General features: G+C 67.2%; 18 protein-coding genes. 9 read left to right on the top strand and 9 right to left on the bottom strand.

All coding sequences use genetic code 11. The annotated features are described in order from the left end of the window. Positions 1–55 precede the first annotated feature (55 nt). Positions 56–1,342, bottom strand: a complete 1,287-nt coding sequence (locus tag AB8P05_RS02855) for a lytic murein transglycosylase (protein WP_472758723.1) — start codon at positions 1,340–1,342, stop codon at positions 56–58. A gap of 341 nt (positions 1,343–1,683) precedes the next feature. Here AB8P05_RS02855 and AB8P05_RS02850 point away from each other — a divergent pair, with 341 nt between their 5' ends. Beyond that, positions 1,684–2,751, top strand: coding sequence for a glycosyltransferase family protein (locus tag AB8P05_RS02850; protein WP_472758722.1), 1,068 nt, complete (start codon positions 1,684–1,686; stop codon positions 2,749–2,751). A 97-nt stretch (positions 2,752–2,848) separates the two neighbouring features. Further along, positions 2,849–3,343, top strand: a complete 495-nt coding sequence (locus AB8P05_RS02845; RefSeq protein ID WP_455171796.1) for a GNAT family N-acetyltransferase — start codon at positions 2,849–2,851, stop codon at positions 3,341–3,343. Positions 3,344–3,367: 24 nt separating this feature from the next. Here the strand turns inward: AB8P05_RS02845 and AB8P05_RS02840 are convergent, their stop codons facing one another. Beyond that, entirely contained in the window at positions 3,368–3,583 is a 216-nt protein-coding gene (locus AB8P05_RS02840) for a hypothetical protein (protein WP_472758721.1), read from the bottom strand. Between the two features lie 512 nt (positions 3,584–4,095). Next, positions 4,096–4,230, bottom strand: coding sequence for a hypothetical protein (locus tag AB8P05_RS02835; protein ID WP_472758720.1), 135 nt, complete (start codon positions 4,228–4,230; stop codon positions 4,096–4,098). Positions 4,231–4,625: 395 nt separating this feature from the next. On the opposite strand from AB8P05_RS02835, the gene fumC reads away from it, so the two are divergent. The 4 genes from fumC to AB8P05_RS02815 all read left to right on the top strand — a co-directional run bounded on the left by fumC (position 4,626) and on the right by AB8P05_RS02815 (position 7,515). Beyond that, positions 4,626–6,017 (top strand): class II fumarate hydratase, encoded by a 1,392-nt coding sequence (gene fumC, locus AB8P05_RS02830; RefSeq protein WP_472758719.1) that lies wholly within the window; start codon positions 4,626–4,628, stop codon positions 6,015–6,017. 87 nt (positions 6,018–6,104) lie between these two features. Beyond that, positions 6,105–6,320 carry a ribbon-helix-helix domain-containing protein gene (locus AB8P05_RS02825; RefSeq protein WP_472758718.1) on the top strand — a complete coding sequence of 72 codons (216 nt, stop codon included), beginning with the start codon at positions 6,105–6,107 and terminating at the stop codon, positions 6,318–6,320. A gap of 110 nt (positions 6,321–6,430) precedes the next feature. Then, the gene (locus tag AB8P05_RS02820; protein ID WP_472758717.1) at positions 6,431–7,153 is read left to right on the top strand and encodes a DUF599 domain-containing protein; all 723 of its coding nucleotides are present in this window, start codon (positions 6,431–6,433) and stop codon (positions 7,151–7,153) included. A gap of 86 nt (positions 7,154–7,239) precedes the next feature. After that, the gene (locus tag AB8P05_RS02815) at positions 7,240–7,515 is read left to right on the top strand and encodes a hypothetical protein (RefSeq protein WP_472758716.1); all 276 of its coding nucleotides are present in this window, start codon (positions 7,240–7,242) and stop codon (positions 7,513–7,515) included. A 13-nt stretch (positions 7,516–7,528) separates the two neighbouring features. On the opposite strand, the gene AB8P05_RS02810 is transcribed toward AB8P05_RS02815, so the two are convergent. From AB8P05_RS02810 to purE, 4 genes are all read right to left on the bottom strand, one after another. Next, a complete protein-coding gene (locus AB8P05_RS02810) occupies positions 7,529–8,581 on the bottom strand; it encodes a sensor histidine kinase (protein ID WP_472758715.1) in 1,053 nt (350 codons plus the stop codon). A 90-nt stretch (positions 8,582–8,671) separates the two neighbouring features. Further along, a complete protein-coding gene (locus AB8P05_RS02805) occupies positions 8,672–10,420 on the bottom strand; it encodes an EAL domain-containing protein (protein ID WP_472758714.1) in 1,749 nt (582 codons plus the stop codon). 336 nt (positions 10,421–10,756) lie between these two features. Next, complete coding sequence (locus tag AB8P05_RS02800) at positions 10,757–11,881, bottom strand: 5-(carboxyamino)imidazole ribonucleotide synthase (RefSeq protein ID WP_472758713.1); 1,125 nt, start codon at positions 11,879–11,881, stop codon at positions 10,757–10,759. Between the two features lie 21 nt (positions 11,882–11,902). Next, entirely contained in the window at positions 11,903–12,454 is a 552-nt protein-coding gene (gene purE, locus AB8P05_RS02795) for a 5-(carboxyamino)imidazole ribonucleotide mutase (RefSeq protein ID WP_472758712.1), read from the bottom strand. A gap of 213 nt (positions 12,455–12,667) precedes the next feature. On the opposite strand from purE, the gene AB8P05_RS02790 reads away from it, so the two are divergent. Further along, positions 12,668–13,120 (top strand): group III truncated hemoglobin, encoded by a 453-nt coding sequence (locus AB8P05_RS02790; RefSeq protein WP_455171785.1) that lies wholly within the window; start codon positions 12,668–12,670, stop codon positions 13,118–13,120. Between the two features lie 42 nt (positions 13,121–13,162). Here the strand turns inward: AB8P05_RS02790 and AB8P05_RS02785 are convergent, their stop codons facing one another. Further along, positions 13,163–13,363: a YdcH family protein gene (locus tag AB8P05_RS02785; protein ID WP_012974357.1), complete on the bottom strand. Its 201-nt coding sequence runs from the start codon at positions 13,361–13,363 to the stop codon at positions 13,163–13,165. Between the two features lie 267 nt (positions 13,364–13,630). Here AB8P05_RS02785 and AB8P05_RS02780 point away from each other — a divergent pair, with 267 nt between their 5' ends. Together AB8P05_RS02780 and AB8P05_RS02775 are read left to right on the top strand one after the other, a co-directional pair. After that, positions 13,631–14,725, top strand: coding sequence for an ATP-dependent 6-phosphofructokinase (locus tag AB8P05_RS02780; RefSeq protein WP_455171784.1), 1,095 nt, complete (start codon positions 13,631–13,633; stop codon positions 14,723–14,725). Further along, positions 14,722–15,177 carry a TIGR02444 family protein gene (locus AB8P05_RS02775; RefSeq protein WP_472758711.1) on the top strand — a complete coding sequence of 152 codons (456 nt, stop codon included), beginning with the start codon at positions 14,722–14,724 and terminating at the stop codon, positions 15,175–15,177. The genes AB8P05_RS02780 and AB8P05_RS02775 overlap by 4 nt, the downstream gene beginning before the upstream one ends. A gap of 17 nt (positions 15,178–15,194) precedes the next feature. Here the strand turns inward: AB8P05_RS02775 and AB8P05_RS02770 are convergent, their stop codons facing one another. Further along, positions 15,195–15,620: a hypothetical protein gene (locus AB8P05_RS02770; RefSeq protein WP_472758710.1), complete on the bottom strand. Its 426-nt coding sequence runs from the start codon at positions 15,618–15,620 to the stop codon at positions 15,195–15,197. Positions 15,621–15,670 lie beyond the last annotated feature (50 nt).

Here is a 15,670-nt window from a genome sequence, read left to right as displayed (position 1 = left end):
ATCTCCTCCCCGCCCAGCGGGGGAGGATCAAGGTGGGGGTCTAACCTTCACCCCCTCACGACCGCTGCCGCAGCCGCTCCAGCAGCGCCTTGGTCGCGAAGCCGTCCGGGATCTCGCCGATCGACGCCTGGAAGCGGCGCACGGCGTTGCGCGTGTTCGCTCCGACGATGCCGTCGGCAGCCCCCGGCTCCATGCCCAGCGACGCCAGCCGCTGCTGCAGGTCGATGCGTTCGTCGCGGCTCAGCGCCTGTTCCTCGCGCGGCCAGCCGCCCTGGACGCCGGGCTTGCCGGTCATGCGGTCGGCCAGCATGGCGACGGCCAGCGAATAGCTGGTGGACGGGTTGTAGCGCATGATGGCGCGGAAATTGTCGCGCACCAGGAAGGCCGGGCCGCGATGACCGGCCAGCACCAGGATCGCCGCCGGGGCGTCGCCCGAGAGATCGCTGCCGTCCAGCGGACGCACGCCCAGCCGGCGCCATTCCGACAGCGGCTTGGTGATGCTCAGCTCCGCCTGGTCGTAGGGGAAGCCGTCGGGAAGCCGCACCTCCTGCCCCCAGGGTTCGCCCTGCTTCCAGCCGTTGGCGAGCACGAACTTGGCGGTGGAGGCCAGCACATCCGGCATGCTGCCCCAGATGTCGCGGTGGCCGTCGCCGTCCTCGTCCACCGCGTTGCGCAGGAAGACCGTCGGCATGAACTGGGTCTGGCCCATGGCGCCGGCCCAGGAGCCGGTCATGCGTTCCGGCGCGATGTCCCCGGAATCGAGGATGCGCAGCGCCGCCAGCAGTTCCGACCGGAAGTAAGCGGCGCGGCGGCCCTCGAAGGCCAGCGTCGTCAGCGCGTCGATGACGGAGAAGTTGCCGGTCGACTTGCCGTAGTCGGACTCCACGCCCCAGAAGGCGACCAGGATCTCCCCGGGAACGCCGGTGCGGCGGGTGATGCGGGAAAGCAACGCCGCATGCTCCTGCAGCTTCCGCCGGCCGTCCTGGACGCGCTTTTCATTCACGGCGCTGTCCAAATACTGCCACACTTGCCGGGTGAACTCGGGCTGGGACGAATCGAGTTCCACGACGCGCTCGGACAGCTTCACGCGCTGGAAGGCGCGGTCGAAGGTCTGCGGACGGATGCCCTGCGACAGCGCCTCGGCGCGCAGCGCCGCCAGCCATTCGGCGAAGGAGACGGACTGTTGCACGGCGACCTGCGACGGGACGGCGGCGGGTGCCGCAGCACCGGAGGTGGCGGCCGGGCCGCCCGCCACCGGGGCGGTGGCGCCGGTGCTCTGGCAGCCGGCCATCAGCAGGGTGGCGAGAAGGAAGCGGGCGGGATGACGGAACGGAAGTCGCATGCGCTCGACCGTGATCGGAAGGGGAGGGCGGAGCGTGACCCTAGGACGCCCGGCCGCGCCGCTCAACCGTCAATTCGCCTTCATAACGGCCTATGCCGCGCTTTGCATCCATGCCGGTCCGCGGGTGCGCTTGCACGGCGGGCGGCGCGGTCCATATCACCTTTCGTACCCATAGCTTCGCGGCCCTCGCCCGGCGGGTCTTCGTCCTTTGGGACCGCTTCGGCACAGGGAAGCGGCACCCGGACCATATGCCGGAACCCGCCCCGACCAGCCGCGTTGACTTGCTGCCGCTTCCATGAAGGGGCCGCCTTCTGCCACGGAACGCCAAAGGTGCCGACGCCATGAAAATCGTGATCTTCGGCTTGACCAACGGATATCGCCACGACGGCGGGCACATGGTGCGCTGGCGAGCGCTGATCCAGGCGCTGGCGATCCGCGGCCATCGCGTGGTCGCGGTCGAACGGGCCGGCCCGGACGCGGCGACGCCCTGGACGATCCCCGGCGGCGACGTGCTGTCCTACGGCGACTGGGACGCCGTGGCGGTGGACGCGGCGGCGCAGGCCGACGATGCCGGCGTGGCGCTGGTGGTGGCGCACGGACCGGACGCCCGCGCCGCGGCCAACCTCGTCCGCAACTCCAAGGCCGTTCGCCGTGCGCTCTACGATCCAGAGGCTCCGGTCAGCCTGACGGCGCTGGAGGCGGGGGAGACGGTGGACCATCTGCCGGCCGACGGGCTGGGCGGCTTCGACATGGTGCTCGCCTCCTGCGGCGGGCCGGCGCTGGAGCGTTACCGCGCCAAGGCGGGGGCGGAGGCGGTGGCGCCGCTCTATCCCTGGATCGTGCCGGAGGCGGACAAACCCGGCGACTTCAAGCGGGACTATCTGGGCGACCTCTGCTGCATCGTCTCCGGTCCTGACGGAATCCGCGAGGGGCTGGGCAGCTTCTTCATCGATCCGGCGCAGCGGCTGACCCGGCGGCGCTTCGTGCTGGTCGGCACCGACCTGCCGGATGGGGTGCCGCGCGCCTCCAACATCCTGACTTTCCCGGATCTGGATCCAGCCGCGCATGCCGATGTGCTGGCATCCGCCAGTCTGGCGCTGACGCTGGCGCGCGACGACGAGCGGAAGATCGGCTGGTGCCCGTCCGACCGGCTGTTCCTTGCCGCCGCCTGCGGCGCCGCCATCGTCGCCGACCAGTGGGAGGGGCTGGACAGCTTCTTCGAGCCCGGCCGGGAGATCCTGGTCGCCGCCCAGACCGACGACGTCACCACCGCGATGATGCTGCCGCGCAACCACCTGACCGACCTGGGCCGGCGGGCGCGCAAGCGGGTGCTGTCCGAACACAGCGCCGAGCGGCGCGTGCAGGAACTGCGCAGCATCCTGGACCTGAAGGGCGGCGGCGACGACTGAGCGGTGCGGCCGGTTCAAGAGGGATGCGGAAAGGCGGGGGGCGGGCTATGGTCCGCTCCCTTTTTCGTTTTCATCCCAAGCGGGGAGCCTGCCGCCGATGCCGACCGTCACCATCCGCCCCGCCGTCGAGGCGGATTGCGCCACCATCCTGCGGTTCGTCCGTGAACTGGCCGAGTTCGAGCGCGAGGCCGACGCGGTCAAGGCCACCGAGGAGGATTTCCGCCGGGACGGCTGGGGAGAGCAGCCGGTGTTCGAGGCGTTGATCGCCGAACTGGACGGCGCGCCGGTCGGGTTCGCCCTGACCTTCCGCAACTTCTCGACCTGGGAGGGACGGCCCGGTCTGTATGTCGAGGACCTCTACGTCACGCCGGATGCCCGCCGCTACGGCGTCGGCCGCAAGCTGCTGGCCGCGGTGGCCCAGCGCGCGGTGGAGCGCGGCTACCGCCGTGTGGATCTGAGTGTCCTGGACTGGAACCCGGCGCGCGGTTTCTACGACCGGGTGGGCTTCCGCCAGATGAAGGAATGGCTTCCCTACCGGCTGACCGGCGACGCGCTGTCAGCGCTGGCGGCAGAAGGGGACGCTGAGACCTGAAGGTCCGGACCGGAGAGGCCGGGATCAGGCGGCGCGGTTCAACGCGGACACGCCGATGATCTCGGCATAGTCGGCGCGTTCGTTGCGCAGGCTGGACAGGAGATCGACAAGACTGTCGCGGACGAAGGCATCGTCCTGTTCCACGATGGTGTCTTGAGTCAGCCGAATGAACTGGTCGAGAAGCGCGATGTGAGCCGCAGAGGATGCGTTGATCTTCTTCGAGTTGACGGCGCCGATCATGTAAATCTCCCTTGGCCTGAGCGTTCCCGATGGACTTATCAAGCCATCGGGCCGGTTAAGGACTTCCTAACAGGGATATGCGGCAGGTCGTATCTTCGGTGGTACTTCCGATCTGAAGCAATAGCGCTATGACCATTCCAAAGAGGTAATCCGATCGCATGGGGCGATGGCCCGAAACCTGCGGCTTTCCTTCCTTGCCGGATGTCCCGGCGCGTGCCCTGTTCCTAGAACAACACGCAACGCTATGTCCGGTTTCTCAGAGCGCCCGGGGAATTGGAGGGATGGACTACCAAAGGGTGCATCCTCCGCAGCCTATCGGATAACCACAACCCCCTGAAAATGCTGACGCTTCTGCCGCCGTCGGCAACGCCGAGGGATGGCGGAGCGGGCGCGGACGGATGTACTCCGCCGCTGCCCGACTGTGAGGGAACTGCGATAATCCGCAGTCGGATCAATGGGTAAGCCGGATTTACGCCTTCTTGGAAGCCATCACCGGGTCGAGACCGCCGACCTCAGGCGGCGCGGCGGGCGTCGATCCGGTCTCGGGTGTCGGCACGCTCCAGCGCGCGGGCGATCAGGTCGTCGAAGAGCCCGCCGATGGGGGCGTCGAGCACCGCCGTCCGGCTGGCGAGCATCGGGCCTTCCATCAGGATGGACCCTTCTTCCCCCGGGCCGAGAACGCGCCAGCCGCGGCTTTTCATTTCCGCAACGCGCGTCCGGGCAATGAACGCGCGGACATGGTCCGGTGCAAGATCGTCCATTCCGTCCCCCATTGGCTTCGACAGCCGCCTGCGCGGCCTTCATCGGGCGCCATCGCGGCAACCCGTTGGTTCACCAGGAAAGCGTACGGAAGAAACACGAACGCAACAAGAACAAATTCGAGGGAAGAGCGAGGATTCCTGCCGAGTCGCTCGCGCTCATGCTTGCTATGCCCTTGGCGTCCCTTGCCGTCGGGGGCATCGCCTCAAAGATCAGGCGGGGCGGCGGCGATTGCAACCCGTCCCACCCGTGACCAAAAGCGGCGATCAGGAAAGGTCCAGCCATGAGTGGCGTCCGCACCGAAACCGACAGCTTCGGCCCCATCGAAGTTCCGGCCGACCGTTACTGGGGCGCGCAGACCCAGCGCTCCCTGCAGAATTTCCGCATCGGCGGGGAGCGCATGCCGGTCCCGCTGGTCCGCGCGCTGGGCATCCAGAAGCGCGCCGCCGCGGCGGCCAACATGAAGCTGGGCGTTCTCGACCCGAAGCTCGGCGCTGCCATCATGGCCGCGGCGGACGAAGTGATAGACGGCCGGCTGGCCGATCACTTCCCGCTGGTGGTCTGGCAGACCGGCTCCGGCACCCAGACCAACATGAACGCGAATGAGGTGATCGCCAACCGCGCCATCGAGGCGCTGGGCGGCACCATGGGGTCCAAGACGCCGATCCACCCCAACGACCATGTCAATATGGGGCAGTCGTCGAACGACAGCTTCCCCACCGCCATGCACATCGCGGCGGCCGACGAGATCGTCCGCAGCCTGATCCCGGCGCTGGAGCATCTGCGCACGGCGCTGGACGCCAAGGCCGACGCCTTCCAGGACATCGTGAAGATCGGCCGCACCCATCTGCAGGACGCGACGCCCCTGACGCTGGGGCAGGAATTCTCCGGCTATGCGGCGCAGGTGTCCTACGGCATCGGCCGGGTGAAGGGATCGCTGCCGCAGCTCTACCGGCTGGCCCAGGGCGGCACGGCGGTCGGCACCGGGCTGAACGCCAAGCCGGGCTTCGCCGAAGCCTTCGCGGAGGAGGTGGCGGCCTTCACCGGCCTTCCCTTCGTCACGGCGGAGAACAAGTTCGAGGCGTTGGCGACCCACGATTCCCTGGTTGATGTCCACGGCCACCTGAACACGCTGGCGGTGTCGCTGATGAAGATCGCCAACGACATCCGCCTTCTGGGCTCCGGCCCGCGGTCGGGCATCGGCGAGCTGTCGCTGCCGGAGAACGAGCCCGGATCCTCCATCATGCCCGGCAAGGTCAACCCGACCCAGTCGGAGGCGATGACGATGGTCTGCGCCCAGGTGATGGGCAACCACACCACCGTCACCGTCGCCGGCGCCACCGGACATTTCGAGCTGAACGTGTTCAAGCCGGTGATCGCTTTCAACGTCCTGCAGTCGATCCGCCTGCTGACCGACGCGGCGATGAGCTTCACCGACAATTGCGTGGTGGGAATCGAGGCCAACCGCGACCGCATCGCCAGGCTGGTGTCCGACAGCCTGATGCTGGTGACGGCGCTGAACCCGCACATCGGCTATGACAATGCGGCGAAGATCGCCAAGAAGGCCCACAAGGAAGGGACAAGCCTAAAGGAGGCCGGGCGGGAACTCGGACTCCTGACGGATGAGCAATTCGATCAATGGGTTCGCCCCGAACGGATGGTTGGTCCCGGCTAAGCTTGGGGTTAGGGTGGGGGTGTCCGTCCCGGCCGTTCCGGCCTTCCTCTGACCACCCCCATCCTGTAAACCGATGCGTGCGTGACCATGAAGAAGCGTTCGGTCCTGATTGCCGGCCATCCCACCAGCGTTTCCCTGGAAGAAGAGTTCTGGGACGCCCTGAAATCCGTGGCGCAGGCGCGCGGCCTGTCGGTGAATGCCCTGATCGAGGAAATCGACCAGACGCGCACCGGCAACCTGTCCAGTGCCATCCGCGTCCATGTGCTGAAGGCGGTGCAGGGGCGCGGACAGGGGGATGGGTAAGGCGGGGTAAGGCGGGCGCCGCCGCGATCCGCGACATCCCTCGATGGACAGCCGTGCGCGGCGGGCGTACACGGTGCGGGCTGTCCGCCACCTGACGCGATCCCGCCATCATGCCGCCCGATGCCACCACGCTCGACATCATCGCCTTCGTCTGGTTCGTCGCCTCCTGGGTCGGTTTCACCGTCATCCAGGACCATCTGCTGTCCGGCCGCAACGTGGTCAATCAGCATCTGAAGGTCGTGCGCCGCCATTGGATCGAGCGGATGCTGGAACGCGAGAACCGCATCATGGATTCGCAGCTGGTCGGCCACACCATGCACAGCTGCACCTTCTTCGCCTCCACCAACATGCTGGTGCTGGCCGGCCTGATCGGGTCCTTCGGTGCGGCGGAGCGGGCGCAGGAACTGGTGTCGAACCTGTCTTTCACCGTCCATACCTCGCGCCAGCTGTTCGAGATCAAGATGCTGCTGATGGTGGTGATCTTCACCTTCGGCTTCTTCAAGTTCACCTGGGCGCTGCGCCAGTACAATTACTGCTGCGCCCTGATCGGATCGGCGCCGATGCCGCCGGTGAGCATTGAGGACCGCGATGCCATCTCCCGGACCATCGGCGAGGCGCTGACCCTGGCCATCACCGCGCTGAACGGCGGCATGCGCGCCTATTACTTCGCGCTGGCGGCACTTGCCTGGATCATCGGGCCGATTCCCCTGATCGCGGCCAGCAGCGGCGTCATTCTGGTTCTTACCCGCCGTCAGGCATTTTCCGCCACCGAAAAGGTGATCCGCGTTCAAACCGATTGGCTGAAGAGAAACGATTCAATCAATCGAAAATAACAAATTAAAAGCCACTCTTTTTCCGGAACGTGCGACCAAATATCCTCTACCTGACCGTGAATTGCGGTGGTTAGTGTTACCGGCATGTGACGGACCGCACCGCGAAGGCCGGGGGCGGCGAAGAGAAGATGAGGGCGACGATGGACGCCAATACCGCATTGAGCATCATGGAAACGCTGGATCAGGCAGAGGATCTGCTGCGCCGCATGCGGCTGCACGACGGCCACGCCGGTAACGACTTTCTTGCCCGCAACCGGGAACTTCTGGACGCCGCCCGCCGCCGCCTTGACCAGGTCCACAGCATGCCCGGAATGGACGCTCTCGATGGCTGTTCCTGCCGGGGCGTGGCGCTGCCGGCCTGAGGATCGGGGGTCTCTACGCCGGCAGCATCGGCCCGCGCAGGGTGAATACGGTTCCCGCCGTGCGTTCGATGTCCAGAACCGCGCCCAGCTGCCCCGCCAGCGTCTTCACCAGCCGCATGCCCAGTGAACGGAGCGACGTCCGTTCGAAGCCGTCGGGCAATCCGATGCCGTCGTCGGCAACCTGAAGAAGCCAGCCCTCCTCCGTCGGTGCGAAGCGGACAGCCACGCGGCCGCGGCGGTTCTCCGGGAAGGCATGCTTCAGGGCGTTGGTCACCAGCTCGTTCGCCAGCAGGGCCAGCGGCAGGGCGGTGTCGGTCGGCAGGACCATCGGCTGGATGTTGAGGTCGAGCGCGATCCGCAAGCTGTCCGTCCCGGCGGCCATCGATTCCTTGCACAGTTCGCCCAGGAATTCGCCGAAGTCGACCGACTCGACATCTTCGATGCGGTAAAGCCGTTCATGCATCTGCGCCACCGCGGTCACCCGGCGCCCCGCCTCGTCGAAATGGCTTCGGGCTGCCGGATCGGCGACCTGATGGCCCTGCAGTTGAAGGAGGCCGACGACCATCATCAGCGAGTTCTTCACCCGGTGATGGACCTCCTTGATCAGCGCTTCCTTCGCGGCAAGCGCTGCGGCCAGCTTCCGTTCGATCAGTTTGCGTTCCGTGATGTCGACGGCGATCAGCACCGCGCCGATCATCCGCTCGCCCTGCAGCACCGGCGCGTTGGAGCAGGCGACATGGACCATGCTGCCGTCGCGGTGGAAAAACACGTCTTCGTGCTTGTCCAGCGTCTGATGCCGGACGAAGACATCGCCAAGCGGGCATTCCGACATGGGAAAGGGGCGGCCGTCGGGATAATGGTGGTGCAGCATGTCATGCAGCACCTCCCCCCGCATCTCCGCCAGCGACCAGCCGAAGGTGCGCTCGGCCGCCGGGTTGGCGAAGACGGTGCGGCCCTCCGTATCCATGACGAAGATCGAATCGGCGGCGTTCTCGACCACCAGATTCGCAAGATCGAGGGAGAGTTCCGGCGCCTCGCCACTCCCCAACGGAAGGTGGATCGGCATGGCGCTCCCCGTCGTTTAGTGTCTAAAGGTTAGGTAAACGCCGGGGTAAAGCCAAGGGCAAAAACGGCGGAACGCGGGAGTTGTACAGTTTCAGCTCTTCAGCAGCACCTTGCCGCCGCTGCGCACCTTGGACCAATCCTTGGCGAAGTAGGCGAAATCCCGCGATGGCCGGCTGAACAGAAAGCCCTGTGCCAGCGTCACGCCGAGGCCGGTCAGCAGGTCCGCATGTACCGTCTCCTCCACCTGCTCGCCGATCAGTTCCATCCCGAGTTGGCGGCAGACATCCACCATGGAGCGCAGCATCGCCATGTCGCGCGGGCTGTTGACCGCGCCACGGACGAACTTGCCGTCGATCTTGGCATATTCGGCCTGGATGCCGTAGAGCGACTGGAAACTGGTCGATCCCGCCCCGACATCGTCCAGGCAGATGCGGAATCCGGCCTCGCGCAGCTTTTGCAGCACCTCGTTCAGCTTGGCGATGTCGGTGACGACCACCGTTTCCGTCACCTCGATCAGCAGCTTCGCGGCCAGATCGCCATAGGGGGCGACGACCGACAGGAACTGCTTGAGGAAGATCGGGCTCATCAGCGTCTTGGCCGACAGGTTGATCGCCACGTCCGGCAGCTTCGGCTCCTTGCGGAACTCCTTCAGCGTGTCGAGCACCGTCTGGGTCAGCAGCAGGTCGAAATCGTAGATCAGCCCGACATCCTCGGCGAAGGTGATGAAGTCGGCCGGCGAACTCGTCCCCTCCACGCGGGTCAGCGCCTCCAGGTGATGGACGGCGCCGGTGGCGATATCGACGATTGGCTGGTAGACGACGATGAAGTCGCGGTTGTCGATGGTGGCGCGCAGCTGCCCGATCCGCTCCACCGCGCCGGCCATCAGGCGGTTGGCGCCATCCTCCAGGCTGGAGATGGTGAATTCCCCGCCCTGGGCGGAGGCGAAGGCCTGCACGGTATAGACCAGCGCGCGGGCGGCGTCGGCAGGGTCCAGCCGGTCGTCGGCCATGTCCAGGGTCCAGGAGCGGATGCCGCCGGGCAGGGCGCCGCCCGCCGCCTCGATGATCTGGGCGATGTGGCCCTGCACCTCGCGCCCGTCGATGTCAGCGGCATGGACGATGCCGTAGCGGTCGCCGCCCAGTTGGCCCGCGCTGTCGCCGTCGGCGGAGATGCCGCGCAGATAGGCGTCGATGCCGTCGCGCACCTCGGCCGCCGCCCCTTCCGGCATCGCATCGACCATCGCCTGCAGCCCTTCGACCAGCAGCAGCGTCAGCCCCTGGTCCAACCCCTTCTCGCGGGCGGCGAGCAGCCGCTCCTCCAGGATGTTGGCGAAGCCGGTCTGGTCCAGCAACTCCCCCTGCGCGGCGGAGCCGGTGGCGCCGGTCCGCGGCGGCACGGTCAGCAGAACGGTCAGGAACAGCGACCCCGGACAGGAATCGAGCCGGCAGCCGCCCAGGAGAGCCGGGAACTGCTGCCCGTCAAAGGACTGGAACAGCACGCGCGACGGCTTGATCCGCGCCTTCTCCCGGATGCGCTCGAACAGGACATGGACGTATTTGCGGTCGCTCGGGGCCACCACCTCCATCAGGTTGGTGCCCACCAGCCCGCCGACCTCGCCCTTGGTCAGGCGGCAGCGGGCGCCGGCGGAAAACAGGATGTTGCCGAGCCCGTCCGTCTCGATCAGCAGATCGGCGGCGGCGAAGGCGAAGCCGACGAAGCGGTCCCGGTCGCGGCTGGACTGAGGCCGTCGAGGTCCGACCGGACCGGCCAGCGATCCGACGACCGGGCCTATCACGGGGGTGGAGCGTCCTGCATTGTCCTGCGCCAGGGGCATCGTCATGCGGCTACAAATTACATCAAAGTTTAGAGAGTTTCAGCGTGAATGTGACGTAGAGTAACCAATGTTGACATGGGTTAAAAGCCTGTCGAGGACCGAAGAGCTTCGGCCCGGCAAAACGCGACAATTTGTGACATCTCTGTCGCGAATGTGAATAAACCGGTATGGCCTCTTCACATTTTTCGGAATGGAGTTATCCCAGGGCGCAAACAGGGCGCGATCATTCCGGTTACGTAATGGATTCGGCCGGTCCGGCAGCGAGCGGCGAAGGGCCAGAATGAAAAAGGCCCCGCCGACCGGAGGATCGCGGGGCCTGGGAAACGGTACGATTCAGACAGGTCAGCGGCGCGGGAACAACCGGTTGACGTGGCCCATCTTGCGGCCGGGCCGCGCCTCCGCCTTGCCGTACAGGTGCAGGCGGGCGCCGGGTTCCGCAAGCAGGTCCGGCCAGCGCAGCACGTCGTCGCCGATCAGGTTTGTCATCTCGGCATCGGCCACCCGCTCAACGGAGCCCAGCGGCAGGCCGCAGACCGCGCGCACCAGCTGCTCGAACTGGCAGGTGGCGCAGGCGTCCATCGTCCAGTGGCCGGAATTGTGCGGGCGCGGCGCCATCTCGTTGACCAGCACGGCGCCGTCGGCGGTGACGAACATCTCCACCGCCAGGACGCCGACCAGATCCAGCGCCTCGGCGATGCGCCGGGCGATGCGGTCGGCTTCCGCCGCCGTCTCCGCCGATACCTTGTCCGGCGAGGCGGGGGCGACGGTGACGTCGAGGATGCCGTCCTTGTGCCGGTTCTCCACCGCCGGATAGGCGACCATGGTGCCGTCGGCGCCGCGGGCGACGATCACCGACACCTCGCAGGCGAAGGTGACGAATCCCTCGACGATTCCTTCGACGCCGGGCTTGCCGCCGCCGATGGCGCTCCAGGCGGCGGCCGGATCGCCGCCGGCCTCCAGCCGCGCCTGCCCCTTGCCGTCATAGCCCAGCCGCGTCGATTTCAGGACGCAGCGCGGCCCGATCTCCGCCACCGCACGGGCGACCTCCTCGGCACTGTTGGCGGCGCGCCAGGGTGCCGTCGCGATGCCCAGCCGGTTGACGAAGCTCTTCTCCGCAATGCGGTCCTGCGCCACCGACAGCACGTTGGGGCCGGGATGCAGGTTGGTGAAGCGGCGCAGATGCTCCGCCGTCGCCACGGGGACATTCTCCCACTCCAGCGTCACCACGTCGACCGAGCGGGCGAAGCGTTCCAGCGCGTCCAGGTCGTCCCAGCCGGCGACGGTCGCCGCGGCGCTGACCTGTGCCGCCGGGCTGTCCGCCGCGTCGGGGGCGTAGACATGGGTCTTGTAGCCCAGCCTTGCGGCGGCCAGCGCCGTCATCCGGCCGAGCTGCCCGGCACCCAGCATGCCGATGGTGGAACCGGGGGCGAGACGGGGCAGGGCGGTGCCAGTCGGATTGCCGGTCATGGGGGTACGGTCTTCTCGCTGTCAGGTCGGGTCGTCGACGGGCGCCTCGGCCACCGCGGCGGTCTGGCGCGCGCGCCAGCCGTCCAGCGCCTCGGCCACCGCCGGGTTCATCAGCGCAATGACCGAGCCGGCCAGCAGGGCGGCGTTGATGGCGCCCGCCTTGCCGATGGCCAGCGTGCCTACGGGAACGCCGCCCGGCATCTGCACGATGGAGAGCAGGCTGTCCATGCCCTTCAGCGCGTGGCTTTCTACCGGGACGCCGAAGACCGGCAGCGGAGTCATCGACGCGGCCATGCCCGGCAGATGGGCGGCGCCGCCGGCGCCGGCGATCACCACCTTCAGCCCGCGCGCCTTGGCGGTGGTGGCATAGTCCACCAGCCGATGGGGCGTGCGGTGGGCGGAGACGATCCGGACCTCGTGCGGGATGCCCAGCGCCGCAAGGGTATCGGCGGCGTGCTTCATGGTCGTCCAGTCGGACTGGCTGCCCATGATGATGCCGACCTGCGGCAGGACGCCGTCGGCCGCGACGTCGTTGGCCGGAACGGCGCTGTTCGGGGAGTGTTCGGCGGACACGGCGTGGCGCTTTCCTCAAGGTCCGGAAAGCGGCGCATTATAGGTGGAGTCGGGCCGCTGTCCAGAGGCGCCGCCGGCCCGGAGCCCGCCGCAGGGCGAATCCGCCCCATCGGCTGCGACATCCCGGCCCTTCCGGCGGAACATGGTTCCACCTATGGTGCGGTCCTATATGAACAGGATAGACCCTAGGCAATTCCGGACCGGACCCATCGCATGACCGACAGCGTTCCCAGCGACGACCAGCGCAACGAGCGCCGCGACATCCGCACCGCCATGGCGGAGGAGCGGATGGCGACCGTCGGCATCGACGAGGCGTCGATCGAAAGACTGGTCCGGACCTTCTACGGCAAGATCATGAAGGACGACGTGCTCGGCCCCATCTTCGGCCGGGCGATCACCGATTGGGAACCGCACCTGCGCAAGATGATGGATTTCTGGTCGTCCATCGCCCTGCTGACCCAGCGCTATGACGGGCGTCCGATGCCCGTCCACATTTCTCTGGGGCTGGAGCCGCAGCATTTCGAACGCTGGCTGGGCCTGTTCCGCGAGACCGCGCACGAACTCTTCCCGGCCGACGGCGCCGCCTTCCTGATCGGCAAGGCCGAGAACATCGCCCGCAGCTTCCAGATGGGCATCCAGTTCTTCACGGTGCCGAAGAAGGGCTGAGGGCGGGTTCGACGCCCTCTTCCGCAGTGGGAGAGGGCATGCCTACGCGATGATGTCCGGCAGGAGCCGGCTCTCCAGGACCATGATCTGGTCCTTCAGCATCAGCTTGCGCTTTTTCAGCCGCTGCATCTGCAGCTGGTCGTAGGGCGCGCGTTCGGCAAGCCGGGCGATGACGTCGTCCAGGTCGCGGTGCTCGCTGCGCAAGCTCGCCAGCTTTTCCTTCAGAATCTCTTGCTCGTTCATCGCGCCCGTTGGAAATGGCCGTTTCCCCGGGTGGATCGGGGTGCTCTTGCGGGTGGCCCTTTGGCTGGGCGGGCCGGACTATACCAGATTTCCGGCGGTGCGGCACCGTCAAACCACGGGTTCGGTCCTTTGGCGATAAGGAATGGTGCGATCACTGGACAGGGGCATTCCACCTTTGCGGATGCGGGCAACGATTGCGGGAAATGCCTGTTCCGGTAACATGGTGGTCGATTTCAACAAACAGGCGAACGGGACGGGAACCCCTCAATGACTGCCCCAAAGAAAGCCGGCAAGCGCATCGGCATCCTGACCAGCGGCGGCGACTGCGCCGGGCTGAACGCCGTCATCCGTGCGGTGGTCCACCGCGCCACCGGCTATGGCTGGCAGGTGCTGGGCATCAAGGAAGGCACGCAGGGCCTGCTTCAGCGCCCGGTGCAGTACCAGACGCTCGACCTCGGCTCCGTCGACGGCCACATGATGCGTCAGGGCGGCACCATCCTGGGCACGACCAACCGCGGCGACCCCTTCGCCTATCCGATGCCCGACGGCACGCTGAAGGACCGGTCGGACGAGATCATCGGCGGCTACCGTGAACTTGGCCTGGATGCGCTGATCGGCATCGGCGGCGATGGCAGCTTCGCCATCCTGCACAAGCTGGCGCAGAAGGGCGGCTTCCCGATGGTGGGCGTGCCCAAGACCATCGACAACGACCTGGGCAAGACCGAGGTGTCGGTCGGCTACGACACCGCCGTCGCCGTGGCGGTGGAGGCGCTGGACCGCCTGCAGCCGACCGCGGCCAGCCACCACCGCGTGATGGTGCTGGAGGTGATGGGCCGCGACGCCGGCCATATCGCGCTGGCGGCCGGCATCGCCGGCGGGGCCGACGTGATCCTGATCCCCGAGATCGCCTATTCCATCGAGAGCATTGCCGCGAAGATCCAGGACGTCCGCAATTCCGGCCGCAACTTCGCCCTGGTGGTGGTGTCGGAGGCGGTGAAGACGCTGGAGGGAACCGGCGTCAAGAAGGTGCTGCAGGGTGGCGAGAAGCGCTATGGCGGCATCGGCGACTATATCGGCGAGAAGATCGCCGACGCCACCGGGGCCGAGACGCGCGTCACCGTCCTGGGCCATGTCCAGCGCGGCAGCATGCCCAGCCCGCGCGACCGGCTGATCGCGTCGGCCTTCGGCGTCCATGCCGTCGACCTGATCGCGGAGGGCAAGTTCAACCGTATGGTCGCCTGGTCGAATCGCGGCGTCATCGACGTGCCGATCACCGAGGCGATCGAGCATTACTCCTGCGTCGAACTGGACGGGGCGCTGGTCAAGACCGCCCGCGGCCTGAACATCAGCTTCGGCGATTGAGCGGGACGGCGAACCCGTTCTGGGACTTCTCCCTGGCCGTCTATGGGCGGCCGGGGGTGCCGGCCCTTTGCCTGTCGCTGCAGGACCGCCGCGGGGTGGACGTCAATGTGCTGCTGTTCGCCGCCTGGGCGGGGCTGAAGTGCGGCGTCCGCCTGTCCGAGGCCGAACTGGCCCGCATCGATTCGGCCGTTTCCGGCTGGCGGGAGGAGGTCGTCCGACCCCTGCGCGCCCTGCGCCGCCGCGCCAAGGCGGAGGACGACGCATTCTACCGCCGCATGAAGGCCGCGGAACTGGAGGCCGAGCGTGTCCAGCAGGACCGGCTGTTCGCCGCCGCCGGCCTCATCCCGCAGCCGGGCGGCAGTGCGGGGCTGGCCGCCGCCAACATGGCGCTGCTGGTGCCGGACGGCGACCCCGCGCTGGACGAACTGGCGGGGATCCTGGCCCGGGGTTGAGCGCTTGGGCCTGTACCCTACCGGTTCAGGATCAGTTCGTTGGGATCGCGCACGGTGTCCGACACCAGGACGGGCTTGCCGGCATAGAAGGCGCTGCAGCGCTTGCCGCTGACCAGACGGGTCAGTGCTGCTTCCCACTCGCGGCCCTTGGGGCCGATGATGCGCAGCTTCAGTTGGTCGACCAGCGGAAAAACCTTGAACTGCTCGATCTCGATCGGTTCGGCGGTCACGGCGGTGAAGGCGTCCTGCTTCAGGGTCAGGGTCTTGCCGTTGATCTCCAGCGTGATGTCCTGCGCCCACGGGCAGCCGTTTGGCTTCGCGCCTTCGCTGGCGAGCGCCGGGGCCGCCGCGACGCCGAGCGACAGCATGAGAGCCGCGGCGGCAAGAGCGCAGGGCCGGCAGGCACCGTATTGGGAAAAGGCCCGGGCTGGGCGCGAGGTCATGATCCGCTCCTTGCAAAACGGCGCGGACAATAGCGATGCGTCAGTCTCAT

Source organism: Azospirillum sp. VT-I1 (assembly GCF_055698305.1).
The sequence above is the reverse complement of the archived record's forward strand: the minus strand, read 5'-3'. Positions and strand labels throughout refer to the sequence as shown.